At 63.9% G+C, this 14,109-nt stretch carries 9 protein-coding genes and 2 pseudogenes; 5 read left to right on the top strand and 6 right to left on the bottom strand.

The window, feature by feature from the left end; genetic code table 11:
- Position 1: 1 nt before the first annotated feature.
- Positions 2–2,947 (top strand): hypothetical protein, encoded by a 2,946-nt coding sequence (locus G518_RS0102535; RefSeq protein ID WP_156909246.1) that lies wholly within the window; start codon positions 2–4, stop codon positions 2,945–2,947.
- Positions 2,948–3,102: 155 nt separating this feature from the next.
- Here the strand turns inward: G518_RS0102535 and G518_RS38220 are convergent, their stop codons facing one another.
- Genes G518_RS38220 through G518_RS41265 form a run of 3 tightly spaced genes read right to left on the bottom strand, consistent with a single transcriptional unit; the run spans position 3,103 to position 4,513 of the window.
- Positions 3,103–4,116: a helix-turn-helix transcriptional regulator gene (locus tag G518_RS38220; RefSeq protein WP_028601177.1), complete on the bottom strand. Its 1,014-nt coding sequence runs from the start codon at positions 4,114–4,116 to the stop codon at positions 3,103–3,105.
- A gap of 2 nt (positions 4,117–4,118) precedes the next feature.
- Positions 4,119–4,250 (bottom strand): helix-turn-helix domain-containing protein, encoded by a 132-nt coding sequence (locus G518_RS41495; RefSeq protein WP_425414276.1) that lies wholly within the window; start codon positions 4,248–4,250, stop codon positions 4,119–4,121.
- Positions 4,205–4,513 (bottom strand): sigma 54-interacting transcriptional regulator, encoded by a 309-nt coding sequence (locus G518_RS41265; RefSeq protein ID WP_084651348.1) that lies wholly within the window; start codon positions 4,511–4,513, stop codon positions 4,205–4,207. Before G518_RS41265 ends, G518_RS41495 begins: the two co-directional genes overlap by 46 nt.
- Positions 4,514–4,564: 51 nt before the next feature.
- On the opposite strand from G518_RS41265, the pseudogene G518_RS39085 reads away from it, so the two are divergent.
- Positions 4,565–4,717, top strand: a pseudogene (locus G518_RS39085) (DUF1508 domain-containing protein); the annotation flags it as partial.
- A gap of 1,173 nt (positions 4,718–5,890) precedes the next feature.
- Here G518_RS39085 and G518_RS33600 read toward each other — a convergent pair.
- Positions 5,891–6,565 carry a nucleoside deaminase gene (locus G518_RS33600; RefSeq protein WP_036593208.1) on the bottom strand — a complete coding sequence of 225 codons (675 nt, stop codon included), beginning with the start codon at positions 6,563–6,565 and terminating at the stop codon, positions 5,891–5,893.
- A gap of 553 nt (positions 6,566–7,118) precedes the next feature.
- On the opposite strand from G518_RS33600, the gene G518_RS38215 reads away from it, so the two are divergent.
- Positions 7,119–9,056, top strand: coding sequence for an MBG domain-containing protein (locus G518_RS38215; protein ID WP_051235881.1), 1,938 nt, complete (start codon positions 7,119–7,121; stop codon positions 9,054–9,056).
- A gap of 183 nt (positions 9,057–9,239) precedes the next feature.
- Here G518_RS38215 and G518_RS41260 read toward each other — a convergent pair whose 3' ends face one another.
- Entirely contained in the window at positions 9,240–11,066 is a 1,827-nt protein-coding gene (locus tag G518_RS41260; RefSeq protein WP_211231657.1) for an autotransporter-associated beta strand repeat-containing protein, read from the bottom strand.
- Between G518_RS41260 and G518_RS39795 the strand changes: the two genes are divergently transcribed.
- A complete protein-coding gene (locus G518_RS39795) occupies positions 11,037–11,483 on the top strand; it encodes a hypothetical protein (protein ID WP_211231656.1) in 447 nt (148 codons plus the stop codon). The two genes, G518_RS41260 and G518_RS39795, sit on opposite strands and share 30 nt — an antisense overlap.
- A 256-nt stretch (positions 11,484–11,739) precedes the next feature.
- Positions 11,740–13,650 carry an IPTL-CTERM sorting domain-containing protein gene (locus G518_RS38205; protein ID WP_156909243.1) on the top strand — a complete coding sequence of 637 codons (1,911 nt, stop codon included), beginning with the start codon at positions 11,740–11,742 and terminating at the stop codon, positions 13,648–13,650.
- Positions 13,651–13,803: 153 nt separating this feature from the next.
- Here the strand turns inward: G518_RS38205 and G518_RS40870 are convergent.
- Positions 13,804–14,082 (bottom strand): annotated as a pseudogene (locus tag G518_RS40870) (transposase); the annotation flags it as partial.
- Positions 14,083–14,109 lie beyond the last annotated feature (27 nt).

The raw sequence follows: 14,109 nt of genomic DNA, 5'->3' as shown, positions 1-14,109 counted from the left end.
AATGCCCTTTGCTTCACGAACCTGCATTGCGCGACCTTCGGCGGGTGCCTCGCGACTACTGCCCACCCGCTTGGCCATGCTGCCGTCCGCGCTGGCCTGCACGCTCCTCCTGGCCAGTTGCGGCGGCGGCTCTGACGAGACAGAACCCACCTACGCCTCACGTTACCCCGCTCTGGCCGCGCACGCGGCCATGGACGAGGAAGACTTCGATCGCTTCCTGAAGACCGCCGGCCGGGGTACCGACATCACGCAAGAGACCATCAAGTCGCTGTCGGTTGGCGCCAGCATCGACTCCGGCGCTTCTACCTACAACCTGCGCCCCATTTTCGACCTAGGCCGGCTCAAGGACGATAACCTGCTGAACGTGGACACCACGCGCTCGCAGCAAAAGACCGAGCTGAGGCTTACCAGCAACAAGAACGCCAGTTCGGCCAGCAGCCAGGCCACCATCGACGGCTCGGCCTCCGGCTCCTACGCCGGCTTCAAGGCTGCGGCAGCCTACCACCAGGCCAACGCCTGGAAGAACACCCACTCCGATGGATCCATCAGCGTGCAGATGGTGTCGGCCAACACCAACAACATCGTCTCTATCTTGAGCAGCGGGTTCAGTGGCAGTGAAAACCTCACCCCCTATCTCATAGGCACTCAGCTCACCGACGAGCAATTGCGCGGCTACGTCAGCGTCACCGAAAGCGCGTCCGCCGACGTGTGCGGTGGCAAATCCCACATCACCGGTCTTACCATCAGTCGTTACAAGATGGCCGACGCCGAGCCTTACGCCAACATGCAGTTGCTCTCGCGCATGGAGAGTATCTTTGCCGACCTCCGGGCCCAGCATGAGCTGTGCTCTGACGCCGCTATCAAGGCGAAATCCATCCTGCAGATGACCGAGCTGCGCGGCAAGATCGAGAGCGCCATCGCTGATTTCTACGCCTTCAATGGCGATTCGTTCGTCTCCCAGACCACCTCGATGAACCAGGGCGTTGGCAAGGGCCAGCTCACCTTCAGCAGTGCCGACGGAAACACCGAAGCGCAGTACGGTGCTTCCCTCTCGGCCGAATACCAGACTGCGGCCTTCGGCGCCGGAGCGACAGGTGCCTTCCAGTATTACAAGCAAAACGGCTGGGCCTCGGCTCTGCAGAACGTGCAGGTCTCTGCTGAGTCATGGCCCGCCGGCGTGGCAGACACCACTGCCTGGGTCAGCAGCCTCTACACCATGCTGAAAGACCAAGGCAGCTCTGTGGTGCCGCCGCTGGGCGGCCTGCCCAAGGACCCCGGCGTGAAGCTGCCCACCCCAGTGGGCCCCAAGAAAGAAAAGCAGGAGGGCCCGCCGGACTCGGTGTTTTCCTCCTATGACGACTGGAAGAAATACCAGGCGGACAAGAAGAGCGCCAAGGACGCCGAGGAACTGGAACGAGCACGCCAGCGCGCCGAGAGCCTGCCCATCATCGTTGATGGCGATTGGAAGAGCCTGCAAGCCAGTCAAGGCAGCGGCGGCAACGCTTACCTCCAGCTTATCGCCGAACTCGACGACCTGAAGCAGCGTGCCAGGGTTCCCCAGCAGGCGCCGCAGGCTGGAGCTTCGGCCGCAGCGGTCGACGGCAACCTCGTGCGCTTCGACAAGATGTACGTTAGCGGCTTTGAGACCACGCCTTACGACAGCGTCATCCCTCAGCTACGCCCCAACCTGGAGATTCCGGGTATGGACAAGGCCATTGGCAGCTTCCCCCAGTTGATGGACATGATGCTGGCCGTGGAAAAATTCGGCAAGCTCGACTCCTACCTGCGCTTTCTGGCCAACCTCTCGGTCAGCAACGTCACGCCCGAGATGAGCGCGCGCTACCACCAGTTTTTTCAGACCGCCTCGTCGCGTGCCTACGACCTGGTGGCCCTGGCGATCGGGCAGGGTGCGGACATCACGCCTGAGGTGCTTGCCGGATACAAACAGGCCATGTTCGGCGGTACCAGCGCCACTAAAGCGCAGAGCGAGTTGTACAAGAGCCTTCAGGACATGGACTATTACGACTACGTCGTTGGCACTCTGCTTGACCCCGTCAAGGGCAAGACGTGGGCCACCGCACCGGGCGGCTACCTGCCCATGCGTTGGAAGAGCGACGGCAGCGGTGGCGCGGAACTGGTCACCTGGACAGCGCTGTCGCAGGAACGGGGCGGACACAGGGGCAAAGAGGGCGTGGTGGCGGCGGATTTCAGCAACCCCAACGCTGACCCGCTGGCGCTCTACAGCAGCAGCATGAAGGCCCTCCAAACGCCTTGGTACCCGGTTTACATTTTCAACCAGGGCAACGCGCCGGCGCTAGTGTTCGTGCAGAACTTCGGTGCCTACCAGGCGATCTACGGTGCCCGTTGGGTGGTGCGGCCCTTCGATGGGGATGTGCCCGTGAAGCCGAGCCTGAAGCCCCTGTGGTCGGATTACCAAGCGCTGGGCAGCAATGCCATGCGCGCGGTCATGACGGGTAGCGAGAACTCCTTTCTGGAGCACATGAGCTGGGATTACTCGGTGTACTTCCCGCTGTCCGGCAATGACCCCATGCGCCTGCGCAAGTTCAATGCGCTTTTGCTTACTATGCCTGCAGATTTCACTGGCGGGGAGACCCTTTATTCTGCTTCGCACTCGGCGGCGGTGCGCGATTTCCGCAAAGGAGCGTACGACGTCACCTTAATGTCCGACGCAACCTACAACGCCTTCCGGCTGCCCGTCAAAGAGCACAAGATGCGGCGCATGAGCGACGGCGCGGTGGTGGACACTGCGCTGCAAAAGATCGACGAAAACTACGCCACCTCGCTGATGCTGCTACCGCTGAACACCACCACCACGGGCGCGAGTCTGAAACAGGCGTTCAACTATGCCCCTGAGCGGGCGCCGATGGATATCGTTACCCCCACCAGCCTGGACCTCGTCAACAAGCTGGCCGTGCTGCTGCAGTGAACCGGCGTCACCACCCGCCACGCCCATAGCAAACCCCTGCCCACACTCGGCGAAAGGGGGGCTTTGGCCGTGGGTTTGGGTGTTCCTGCCCAGCGCCGTCTATTCAGATAATTCAGACTATTTTTCTCAGCGGAAGCGGCCATTCAAAGCTGCTTTCAAGCACCTGCAGCCCAGGCGCGCCGGTGCCATTCCGAAGGCGAGATGCCGAAGCACGCCTTGAACAGCTTGGCAAAGCCAGATGGGCTGGCAAAGCCGCAACGCCACGCGAGCGCGCCCACGTTCAGGCGCTCAGTCTGCTCAATGAAGCTGCGGGCGCGTTGCAGGCGCATCTCGCGTAGGGCGTCCATCACTGTGCCGTCCTCGGCTGCAAAGGCCTCGTATAACCGCGTGCGCGAGCAGCCCGAACCGTGGGCGATTTCAGCGGCGCTTAGTTCGGGGCGGTGGGCGTGCAGTTCCATAAAACGCAATGCCGCCGCACGACGGCCTGCATACAGAATTTCAGTGTCGGTGGGCGTTACGTCGGGTTCGTCGGCTGGCTTGCCGCTGCGGCTGTGGCGGGCGTGGCGGCCCAGGTTGCGCAGCGTGAGCAGGGCCAGGGCGCGCGTGGCGTCCAGCAGGTCCGCGTACTCGGTGGCATCCACCAGACCGTCGGCCTCGCCACTCTGGCGCAGCAGCAGCGCCAGTTGGTTCATGTGGTTGGACAACAGCGGAGCCAGCGCACCGCGGGCCGTCAACAGTTGTGTGAAAGGGGCCTGCCCCAGCGCGGCGGCCACATCACTGCGTGATAAGGCCAGAAAGACCTGGCGTGCGCCTTGTTCCCAGCGAAAGCGGCCCACCTCGCGCGGATCGCACAGGCTTAGCGCGCCCGGCCCCTTGCGCCCGTATACATCAGGCAGAAGGCCGCCGGACTGCATGAGGGTGAGCACCACCATATCGTCGGGCTGCGCCCGGTGCGAGCCCGTGCGCATCTCGTAGGCCGACGAGCGTGTGACGCCCAGCGTGCAAGCCTCGCTAGCTAAGATACTCAACTCCGCCTGCAGGGGCACTTCGGCCGCAGGGCGAAAGTCCACCCAGCGGTGCGCCACATCGCACCACGCATCCCGTCGTTCGACAGGAGCCCAGTCATCAGATCGGAAGTGAGCCACAAAGGACGGCGGCATGGTGGTCATGCTCAGGATTTTAGTAATACTCTCGATCTACCAGGGTTCGCGCCAACCTGGCGCTTGATCTTCCTGTAGAGCGTTGCGCGGCTGATGCCTAGCATTTCGGCCGCGCGCTCTTTGTCTCCGCCGGTGGCCTGAATAGCCCGGCCAATGCTCCTGGCTTGCCGTGCGAACGAGCGCATGGAATTGAACCGCCTTCGTAACCAAAGAGCTCAGCATTGATCAGGTTCTCAGGAGTGGCGGCGCAGTTCACCCAGAAGAAAGGGCGCTTGGCGCGAGGCGAAAGCTCATGAATGGCATTGGCTGCCAGCTCTTTCCCCGTTCCGGTTTCATCTGTGATCACCACGGGCAAGTGCAGGGGTTGCGGGTTACATTGCGTTAGTCTTTCCACAGAAGAGAACATGAGCCTCGCTTCCTTTTACGTCTACAAAGACACCGCAAAACGTGGCGCTGGAGGTTTGTTGCCACGAATAGAAAAACAATCGCTGTTAGTTCTGAGGCCTATCACCATCTTGTGGATTGCGAACACTCGGTCAATCTGGTCAAGCAAGAAGGTCCAACCTGTCCATTAATCAGGCATGACGATTTCAAACGCGCCAGGCTTTAGCGTGGATACTTGGCCTAACCTATCAACCAAGCGGATTCGCCATCGGCAATCCACTCGCTCTAAACATTGGGCGGTGCAAAACTAATGCGTAGTGTCCTTGACGATCATCCCGCGCTCGCCGCCGCCATCCGAAAGCTCCATTCGGCTGCCGTGAGTGCGAGCGAAGCTGAGGACTTGATGGCACGTGTTGCCTCTGAAACCAAGTCGATCCCCTTGAGGAGAATGGACGACTGGGAACGCACGATAAGAGCCGAGTTATGGTCTGCTGAACCCGGAAACAGTGAAGCCTCGTGGAAGTTTTGGGTTCGCCCGCGTCGGCTTACTTCGTGGCTTGACCTCTGTAGCCACGATGGCCACAAGAGAGAAGCGGCACTGCGAGCCACTTCTAGCGGCGCACCGAGTGCGTTTCTGCTCACTCTCGCATTTAGGCGCTTGAACGATTGGGTGCCGCAAGTAAGGAGTGCCGCCCGCGAGGTGCTTCCAGAGCTCGCTTCAAACTCTGCGCCAGAAGACGTCGCCAATGCGCTTTGGAGCCTACTTGCTCACTGGAATACTTGGGGCCGGCTGGAGCCTGCGGATAAAGACGCTGTAGCTACGATAGCTTCAGTCGAACCTGTTGCCCTTGCACTTCGGTCGAAGATCATGAACGCAACGGTAGGTCCAGCAGCACTCGTTCTATCTCAATCTGCCCGTTTGGGCATTTTCGATTCCTGGATCCAGGAGGTAGCCCAAGGCGCCGCCCAGCCAGCTGCCCGAGCACGGGCTTTCCGGTGGTTGTTTCTTGGGCGAACTACTTGGGTTGTGGGCCGCAAGTGGAGGTGGACCGACTTGGCGTATTGCAAAGGGAAACTCGAGCCCATCCTTGAGTCTCGAGACATTCCTACGAATTGGTCGTTCGCAATGACGCTAGGTGCCGCAATGGCGGATAGGTCGCCCATGGTTCGCCGGGTCGCGGCGGAGTTTCTCATCCGCGAGCTCCCCTCTTTGGGCGAGAACGCGCTTCCCCTCGCGCAGCGGACGGCTTCCGATATGAGCCCATCCGTTGCACGGCTTGGCCATTTCGCGCTGAAGCAACTGAATCACCAAACTCTTACCAGGTCGAACAGCGCCGCTTAATCCCTCGCTTAGAGGGCGCACCAACGCGTCATTGTCGGGCGAGAAGGGCGTGAGGGATCAATACCGCGCGCCGTCCGGCAGCTTGCGGAACTCTTGCCAGACGGCCTGGCCTTCTTGCTGCAGGATTTGCTGAGGCGCGAGCTGGCGCTGCGGGTACGGCTTGGCTAAGTCCAGACCGATGTTGGAGTCGTCGAAGATGTCGTCGTAGTCGCGCCAGCCAGCGGCAAAAAAGATCTTGTCGATGCGGGCCCAGTAGGCTGTGGCGTAGCACATGGGGCAGCATTCGCAGCTCGTGTACAGCACCGCGCCGGTCAGGTTAGCCGAACCGACGTTACGGCAGGCCATGCGGATAGCGTTGACCTCAGCATGGGCCGTAGGGTCCTTGTCCTTGACGACGCTGTTGCCACTGGCCGCGATGATTTTGCCGTTGAGCACGATAACGGCACCGAATGGGCCACCCGTCTTGTCGACCACACCCACCTGGCGCATCAGGCGGATCGCCTCTCGCATGTACTCGCGGTCCTTGTCGGTAACGACAGCCATGCCGCCGCGCGCACCACCGGGTGGCCCAACGGCAGTCACCGCAGCTGCCTCGGCGTTACTGGCGCCCAGCAGAGCGCTGCCCGACGCGGCCAAGCCGGCGGCCGAGAGGAAATTCCGGCGGTTGATGACGGAATATTGCGCGTAGTTTTCGTCGAGTTGCTGGCCTTCGGACGGCGGATTGTGGGTCATGGAAGCGCTTTCAGATGTAGGGTTCAGGATCTAGGGATTGATGCTGCGATTTCGCCAGCCTGGGCTGAAGCGCATAAGTAGCCAGCGCATTGACGCACAAAATGTGTGAATTAAGTTTCATTTTGCAACGTAAATTTGCACTTCGCAATACCTTCGTGGACGGAATTATTGATTTGCAATGAGAAAAGGCGTTCACCGGATGTTGGTGAACGCCTTTAAGCCTTCTAACGGGCAGTGATCTTGCGCTTGACTGGTTTGTAGAGTCCGCCCATGGACTGCGCTTTTCCAGAAATCTTCGGTCAAAGGAAGAATGCCGCTGTAGCCGATTTCGCTAACAGGGCGACCAGCCTGCACCCGAAGGTTGGCGCGCTGCGCATTCGTCGGGGGGCAAGGTTTCGAGGGGGTAGTTAACCGTTTCTTCTTCACCCGGCGAACATAACCCGCACGGTTCGCTTGCCGTCGCACGCTGCGCTTATTCGAGCGATGCGCAACTGGCCCTATCGGATATCATGCCGCCGAAGTGCAGCCGACGCTGTACAAACCGGGGGAACGCATGTTCGGTTTCGATATCGCGAAATGGTCGCCGCGCCGCGCCGCGTGGTTGCTGGTGCTGGCCGCCGCGCCGGTGAGTGCCGTCACCTTTAGTTATACAGGCGGCATGCAGACCTGGACGGTACCCAACGGTGTGACCAGTATTACGGTCGATGTCAGGGGATCGCAGGGTGGAGAGTGTATTTATAACAATACGGCCAAGCCAGATGACCCCGGCGGTAAAGGCGGCCGGGTGGTAACCGTATACCCGGTTACGCCTGGACAGATATTGAACCTGTTCGTAGGCGGGCTTCCTTACAACGGCGGCGGTAACGGGGCGGGCTCCATTTGCCAGGCAAATGGCGGTGGCGCCTCGGATGTGCGCATTGGCGGCACGGCTTTAACGGATCGCGTAGTTGTAGCCGGTGGCGGCGGCGGCGGCGGTAACAATTGCTCTCCCGATGCGGAGCCTGGTGGCGACGGAGGGGGATTAATCGGTGCTGCGGGATGGGAGTGTGGTAACCAGTCGTCAACCTATGTAGGACCGGGCGGTACGCAGTCAGCAGGCGGCGCTGGCGGCACCGGCCCAGGCAATCCCGGAACTGCCGGCGTGCTCGGTATAGGTGGCAATGGAGGTGGGTTCGGAACCGCTTCTGGTGGCGGTGGTGGCGGCTATTATGGCGGTGGTGGCGCGGCCTATGGCGGCGGCGGCGGTGGTAGTAGCTACACCAGCTCGTTGGCCACGTCGGTGGAGCATACCCAAGGCTTTCAAAACGGGACGGGCCAGATTCTTATCGCCGTAGCGCCGACGATAACGGCATGGCCGAGCGGCAGCACCATCACCTACGGTCAAACTCTGGCGGATTCCCCCTTGACCGGCGGCGCAGCCTCGGTTCCGGGCACTTTCGCGTGGACCACGCCCGCGACAGCGCCGCCCGCGGGCACGGCGAGCTACTCCGTTACCTTCACGCCGACCGACACAGCCAACAACTCCACCGTCACTGACACGGTCAACGTGGAAGTGAACAAAGCCACGCTGACCATCACCGCCGACGACAAATCGCGCGCCTACGGGGCAGCCAACCCCGCGTTCACCTGGACGCCGAGCGACTTCGTCCACGGCGATACCGCGTCCGTGCTGAGCGGCACACCGGCGATTAGTTCGACCGACACGCCGACCTCGGCCGTGGGCACGACGTATCCGATCACGATCACGCAAAGTCAGCTGGCGGCGGCGAATTACACGTTCACCTTCGTCAGTGGTACGTTGACGATCAACAGCAAGGCCAGCCAGTCCGCGTTGACTGCCATCGCCACGCCGTCGGGCATCGCCTACGGCGGCAGCAGCGCCTTGAGCACCACGGGCGGTTCGGGCACCGGCGCGGTGAGCTACGCGGTGACCGCAGGCAACGCGTTCTGTAGCGTGAGCAGCGCAACACTGACCGGAACCGGCATCGGCACCTGCACGGTAACCGCGACCAAGGCGGCGGACACGAACCACAACGCCGTCACCGCGACGGTAGACGTCAGCGTGAGCCAGAAGACCTCGATGATCGCGCTGAATGCAACGCCGAACCCGGCGCCGCTCAATGTCCCGGTGACGATCTCCGCGATCGTGGCCGGAGATCCGCCGAGCGGCACGGTGACGTTCTGCGACGGCGCGGCGACGCCGGACGCGGCCTGCAGCGGCGGCGCGCTGCTGTGCACGGCGACGCTCGTGCCGGGCGCGACGAATTCGACGGCCGTCTGCACGCACAGCTTCACCACTGCGGGCACGCACAACCTCGGCGCGTACTACGCGGGCGATGACAACTACGTCGCGATCGCCACTGTGCAGGCGCTGGCGCTGTCGGTGAATACACCGGCAGTGCCCGTGCCGACGTTGTCGGCGTGGCTGCTCGGCCTGCTCGGTGGCCTGCTCGCGATGATCGGCTTCGCCCGCGCACGGCGCGCGGTCTGATGCCTGGAAAGCCGCATGAAATAAGCTTTCCAGATGAGAGTTTTACCGTCAAAGACCGGTTTAGTACGAACAGCGGAATTCATCCTCCCGTTCTGAATGTCCGGGTGCTGGGATAGGGTGCGCCCGCGCGCAATCCGCGCACGGGAGCTTTGGGCCGATCTGTGAACCGAAAATCCGTCGCCTTCATCGCTGCGCCCACCCACGCGCGCGCGCCAACCCCACCACTCCTAGCAAACCGCCGAGCAAACCGAGCAGCCAGCCCGACAAGGCGGGTACCGGGTGTATCGGTACCAGCACCGGTACAGGGGGTGCCGGTGTCATCGCGAAGTCCTGCGTCATTTGCCTCGCTGCCGCATAGGTGGAGTCGCCGACCTGATCCGCCGCGATCGTGCAGGTGCCAGCGCTTAGCATCGTCACCGTGCTACCACTGACCGAGCATACGCTTGGCGTCTGCGAGGTGAACGCTACCGTCAGGCCGCTGCTCGCGGTCGCCGCCACGTTGAACGTAGCGCCGCTCACATAGGTTTGCGGTGGGATCGCGGGGAAGGTGATGTTCTGCGCGCACAAGACATTGAACACGAGCGCATTGCTGACGATGGCAAAACTTCCGGTGAAGCCCGTTGTGCTGCCGGTGTAGTCGAAACTGAAATCGCTCGCGGCAAAGCCGCTGATGCTGCCCGCCTGGATCAGCGTGTACGCCGCACCACTGCAGGCTGCAGGCGCGGTGGCCGCGTCGCTGAAGTGGAACACGTAAGTGCCGCTGCCGGCCTTGCTCAGTGCGCCGGCGACGACGATCGCATCAGATGCTGGCGGAGTGCCATCCAGCTGGAAATCAATCGCCGCGCCGCCGCTCCAGGTCAGTGCGCCGGTGCTCAGCGTGGCCACAGCGCCGGAGCTGCCGCCGGGGGCGATCGCGCCGCTTTGCAGGGCCACGGCGCCGGCCACGTTGCCGCTGCCGGCGAGTGTACCGCCGCTGACCGTCACCGTGCCTGACCCCGTGGCGCTGTTGGGCGCCGCCGTATTCGCGAACAGGGTGCCGGCTGAGATCGTCGTGCCGCCGCTATAGGTGTTCGCGCCGGTCAGTACCAACGAGCCCGGGCCGGTGAGCGATAGCGCACCCGTGCCCGTGCCGCCATTGGCGGTCTGGTCGGTGATGACGTCGCTCACTATCTGTGTGTCGCCTGAAGCGGGGGTAAAGGAGATGGAGTTGTTCCCTTGGACGAATATGCCGCTGCCGAAGGCAGAGCCGTTCTGGTAGCCCGTGCCGCCGGTGACGGCATTGGTGGTGATCGTGAGCGGGCCGGCGACGATGAGGCTGCCGCCTTGTTGCACGAAGATGGCACCACCCATGCCCGCGCCGCCGCCGCCGAAGGAAGCTATGCCGAATGAGCCGCCGCTCCCGCCACCGAAACCGCCGCTGGAGTTGTAGCCGCCGCCGTTGTAGCCGCCGCCGCCGCCGCCGCCGAAGCCGCCGGGACCGCCTATGCCGGCGTCGATGCCACCGCCGCCGCCGCCGAAGCCGCCACCGCCGCCCGAAACGAGGCCGCCGCCACCGCCGCCGCCGAAGCCGCCGCCACCGCCGGAATTCTGGAAAGAGGGCGCACCGCCGCCTACACCTCCCCCCGCGCCTTCGTTGCCACTCGAACCGCCGCCACCGCCGCCGATGCCACCTGCATTGGGCCCGTCGGAGCCGCCGGGCGACGCGCCGGTGGCTAAGCCGGGCCCGCCGCTGCTGAAGTTGCCGCCATCGGCTCCGACGCCGAGGCCACCGCCACCGTACACGGTACCGTGGCCTCCCATACCGCCGCCGCCACTGGCAGCGAAGCTGGCAGCGGTGCTACCGCCGATGGCGGAGCTGGAATCGAGGGAGACGCTATCGAGGGTGACGGTGGCCCGGTCGGCGACGAAGAGCGCTCCGCCCAGGCCAGCGCCGCCTCCACCGCCAGCTCTCATGACGGCCCATCCGCCGCGGGCGCTGGCATGGCTGATGGAGAGATTGCGGATAGTCACCGCGACGGGGGCGAAGGTGCTGCCACCGTTGAAGTTCGCGACGAACAAGCCGCGGTAGCTATCCGCGCCGTTGAGGGTGTAGCCCGCGCCGTCGATAGTGATGCTCTTCTGCACGAGGGGGAGGTCGCCGCTGAGGAAGATGTGGGTGCTGAAGACAACGGTGTCGCCGTCATCCGCGCTGCCGGCACCATTGCGGGTGAGGGCGGTGCGGAGTTCGGCATCGGTCGCCACCGAAATCGTTGCGGACAGCGCCAACGACGGAAGCAGGGCGACCGCCAGCACCGCAGCGGGCATAGCGTTCGTGAAGGAAATGCTACGGGCCGCATGCCGCGCGCTGCCACGCGCAGGCCCGGATTTTTTCATTTGCTTGGCCGCTGCGGGATACGCCGTGAGCATGTTGGAGAACGTCATTTCTAGTCTCCCCTCGCCTTTTTTGTAATGGATTCAACGTCGACATACGCGTGTCATCGACGGGCTCAGTGAATCGCCCCAGCAAAGAGTCTGGGCGCTAAGAATTATGAGCGATCAGATTTCTGTTTGTTCTGAAAGCTCTGAGGATATACAAAAGCTGTAAGCAGTGGCAACATGGAGCGCCCCCGCGCACGCAGGGATTAAAAAATTCTCAAAACCATAGCTGCTTGCGCCTGCCGGATGGGCGTTGGAGGCCAAAATCATGCCAAGTACCCCGCACCCCGCCCACGTCCTCCACCGCTGGCTTCTACGCATGGCCTGGGGTCTGTGGGCAGCGGCCCTGCTGCTTGTGGGCGCCGCACACGCGCAGGCCGGCCTCTGGACTGCCAGCAGCGACCTGGCCACGGCGCGCGCCCGCCACACGGCCACGCTGCTGCCCAATGGCAAGGTGCTGGTCGCAGGGGGGGCCAACGCCAGCGGAGACCTCAACCAGGCCGAACTGTACGACCCCGCCACCGGCACCTGGGCCCCAGCAGCCAGCATGCTGGCTGCGCGCAGCGTGCACACGGCCACGCTGCTGCCCAATGGCAAGGTGCTCGTCGCGGGGGGCTTTAGCGCCGTCACACAGGCTGAGCTGTACGACCCGGGCGCCAACACCTGGACAGCCACCGGCAGCCTGACTCAACAGCGCCTGGCCCACACGGCCACGCTACTAGCCAATGGCAGCGTGCTGGTCGCAGGGGGTACCTTGAGCGCCAGCGCCAGCACCAGCGCAGAAATCTACAACCCCGCCACCGGCACGTGGACGGCCACCAGCAGCCTGGTCCAGGGGCGCTTCTATCACGCAGCCACGCTGCTGCCGGGCGGCAAGGTGCTGGTTGCCGGGGGCACGCTCAATGGCGACACCGGCCTTACCAGCGCCGAGCTCTACGACCCCGCCAGCGGCACCTGGGCTGCCACCGGCGCGTTGGCCACGGGGCGTTACGGCCCCACGGCCACGCTGCTGCCCAATGGCACGGTGCTCCTTCTCGGAGGCGCCGGGGCGGGTACAAGCTTTCTCAGTGCCGCCGAACTGTACGACCCCGCCACCGGCACCTGGGCAGGCACCAGCGCGCTGCCCACCCCACGCTTCGCCCACACCGCGAGCCTGCTGCCTGGCGGCAAGGTGCTGGTCGCGTCGGGGCAGACCGACCTCGTCCCGCCCACCAGCAGTGCGGTGGTGTACGACCCTGCCACCAGCACCTGGGCTGACACCGGCATGCTGGCCCATGCCCGCATCGACCATACCGCCACCGTGCTGCAAAGCGGCATGGTGCTTGCCGCCGGGGGGAGCAATGGCGCCCCGTACCTTGCCAGCACCGAGCTGTACCAACCCACCGCCCAGCCCACCCTGGCGCTGGCAGCCAGCGCCAACCCCAGCGTCCTGGGCGCCAGCGTCACCCTGAACGCCACGCTGGGCAGCGCCAGCAGCCCCACGGGCACGGTGGCCTTCAGCGCGGACGGCGTGCCGCTGACCTGCGTGGCCCCGCCTGCCATCAGTGGCAGCACGGCCACCTGCACCGTCAGCGGCCTGCTGGTGGGCGCGCACACCCTCACCGCCAGCTACGCGGGCGACGCCAGCAACTCCCCCGCCACCAGCGCCCCGCTGGCACACACCGTGGACAAGGCCAGCCTGGGCCCAGGGCCCACGGGGGTCACCGTCAGCGGCCCGCCCGGCTGCGTGGTCGGCAGCCTGGCACTGGCCGCCGCCGCCCCTACCGACAACTTGCCCGCTAACGCCACCGCCCCTCTGGGCGTGCTGCGCTTCACCGCCACGGGCTGCGCGGGCGCCACGCTCACCGTCACGGTGGACTACCCTGCGGGCAGCCTGGCCGGCCTCACGCCCTACAAGTTCGGCCCGGCCAGCGCAGGCGCCACGCCGGATTGGTTTGCCCACGGCGGCAAGACCGGCGACAGCGTGACCTACACCGTGACCGACAACGGCACGGGCGACAACCAGAGCGCCACCAGCGGCCCCAACGCGGGCGTGATCGAAGACCCCCACGCCATGCTGCTGCTGGCCGCGCCGCCCGGCGGCACGCAGGCGATTCCCACGCTCTCCCAGTGGGGGCTGGCGCTGCTGGCGGCGCTGCTGGGGCTGCTGAGCGCGCGAGGCTGGCGCAGGCCTACCTAGTGTGGTGTTCGACGCTATCCGGCACTTAAACCGCGTCTTTTCGGTAGTGGCGGCGTTGCAAATCCTCGTGATAGCTATGGCTATCACTGCGGCTTTTGCGCCTCGTCATGATCAAAAATCCATCGGTTTTATTGATCCGGCACGATGGGCTCTTCAGGCCGCATACTTGACGATCGGGTCCTGGAAGTAGCTCCGAACCCGATCGCGATTGGCTGAGATGAGTTGCATGTGCTCATCCGCTGTGGCGCGCACTTTGGCTTTCGTACGAACTTGAACCTTTTAGCTGATGGCGTGCTTGATGTCGGCGTTCAGCCGCGTGTCGGGATTGAGCTCGGGGGTGTAGCTAGGCAGGAAGAAGACTTCGATGCCGCGCCGGCGCTCAGCCAGCCAAGCCTTCACGGGCTTGCAGTGATGCACGCCCAGGTTGTCCAAACTGAAGCTCTGGAACGAGGTTTACCT

It is taken from the genome of Ottowia thiooxydans DSM 14619 (assembly GCF_000422885.1).
Lineage (GTDB): Bacteria > Pseudomonadota > Gammaproteobacteria > Burkholderiales > Burkholderiaceae_C > Ottowia > Ottowia thiooxydans.
Note: the sequence above shows the minus strand (reverse complement) of the source record. Positions and strands in the feature narration are given on the sequence as shown.

Coding starts and splice junctions, on each gene's coding strand:
- G518_RS41265 (WP_084651348.1), bottom strand. CDS start 4,513: ATGTTCTCTTCTGTGGAAAGACTAACGCAATGTAACCCGCAACCCCTG.
- G518_RS39795 (WP_211231656.1), top strand. CDS start 11,037: ATGGCTGATGGAGAGATTGCGGATAGTCACCGCGACGGGGGCGAAGGT.
- G518_RS38205 (WP_156909243.1), top strand. CDS start 11,740: ATGCCAAGTACCCCGCACCCCGCCCACGTCCTCCACCGCTGGCTTCTA.
- G518_RS38220 (WP_028601177.1), bottom strand. CDS start 4,116: ATGACCACCATGCCGCCGTCCTTTGTGGCTCACTTCCGATCTGATGAC.
- G518_RS38215 (WP_051235881.1), top strand. CDS start 7,119: ATGTTCGGTTTCGATATCGCGAAATGGTCGCCGCGCCGCGCCGCGTGG.
- G518_RS33600 (WP_036593208.1), bottom strand. CDS start 6,565: ATGACCCACAATCCGCCGTCCGAAGGCCAGCAACTCGACGAAAACTAC.
- G518_RS0102535 (WP_156909246.1), top strand. CDS start 2: ATGCCCTTTGCTTCACGAACCTGCATTGCGCGACCTTCGGCGGGTGCC.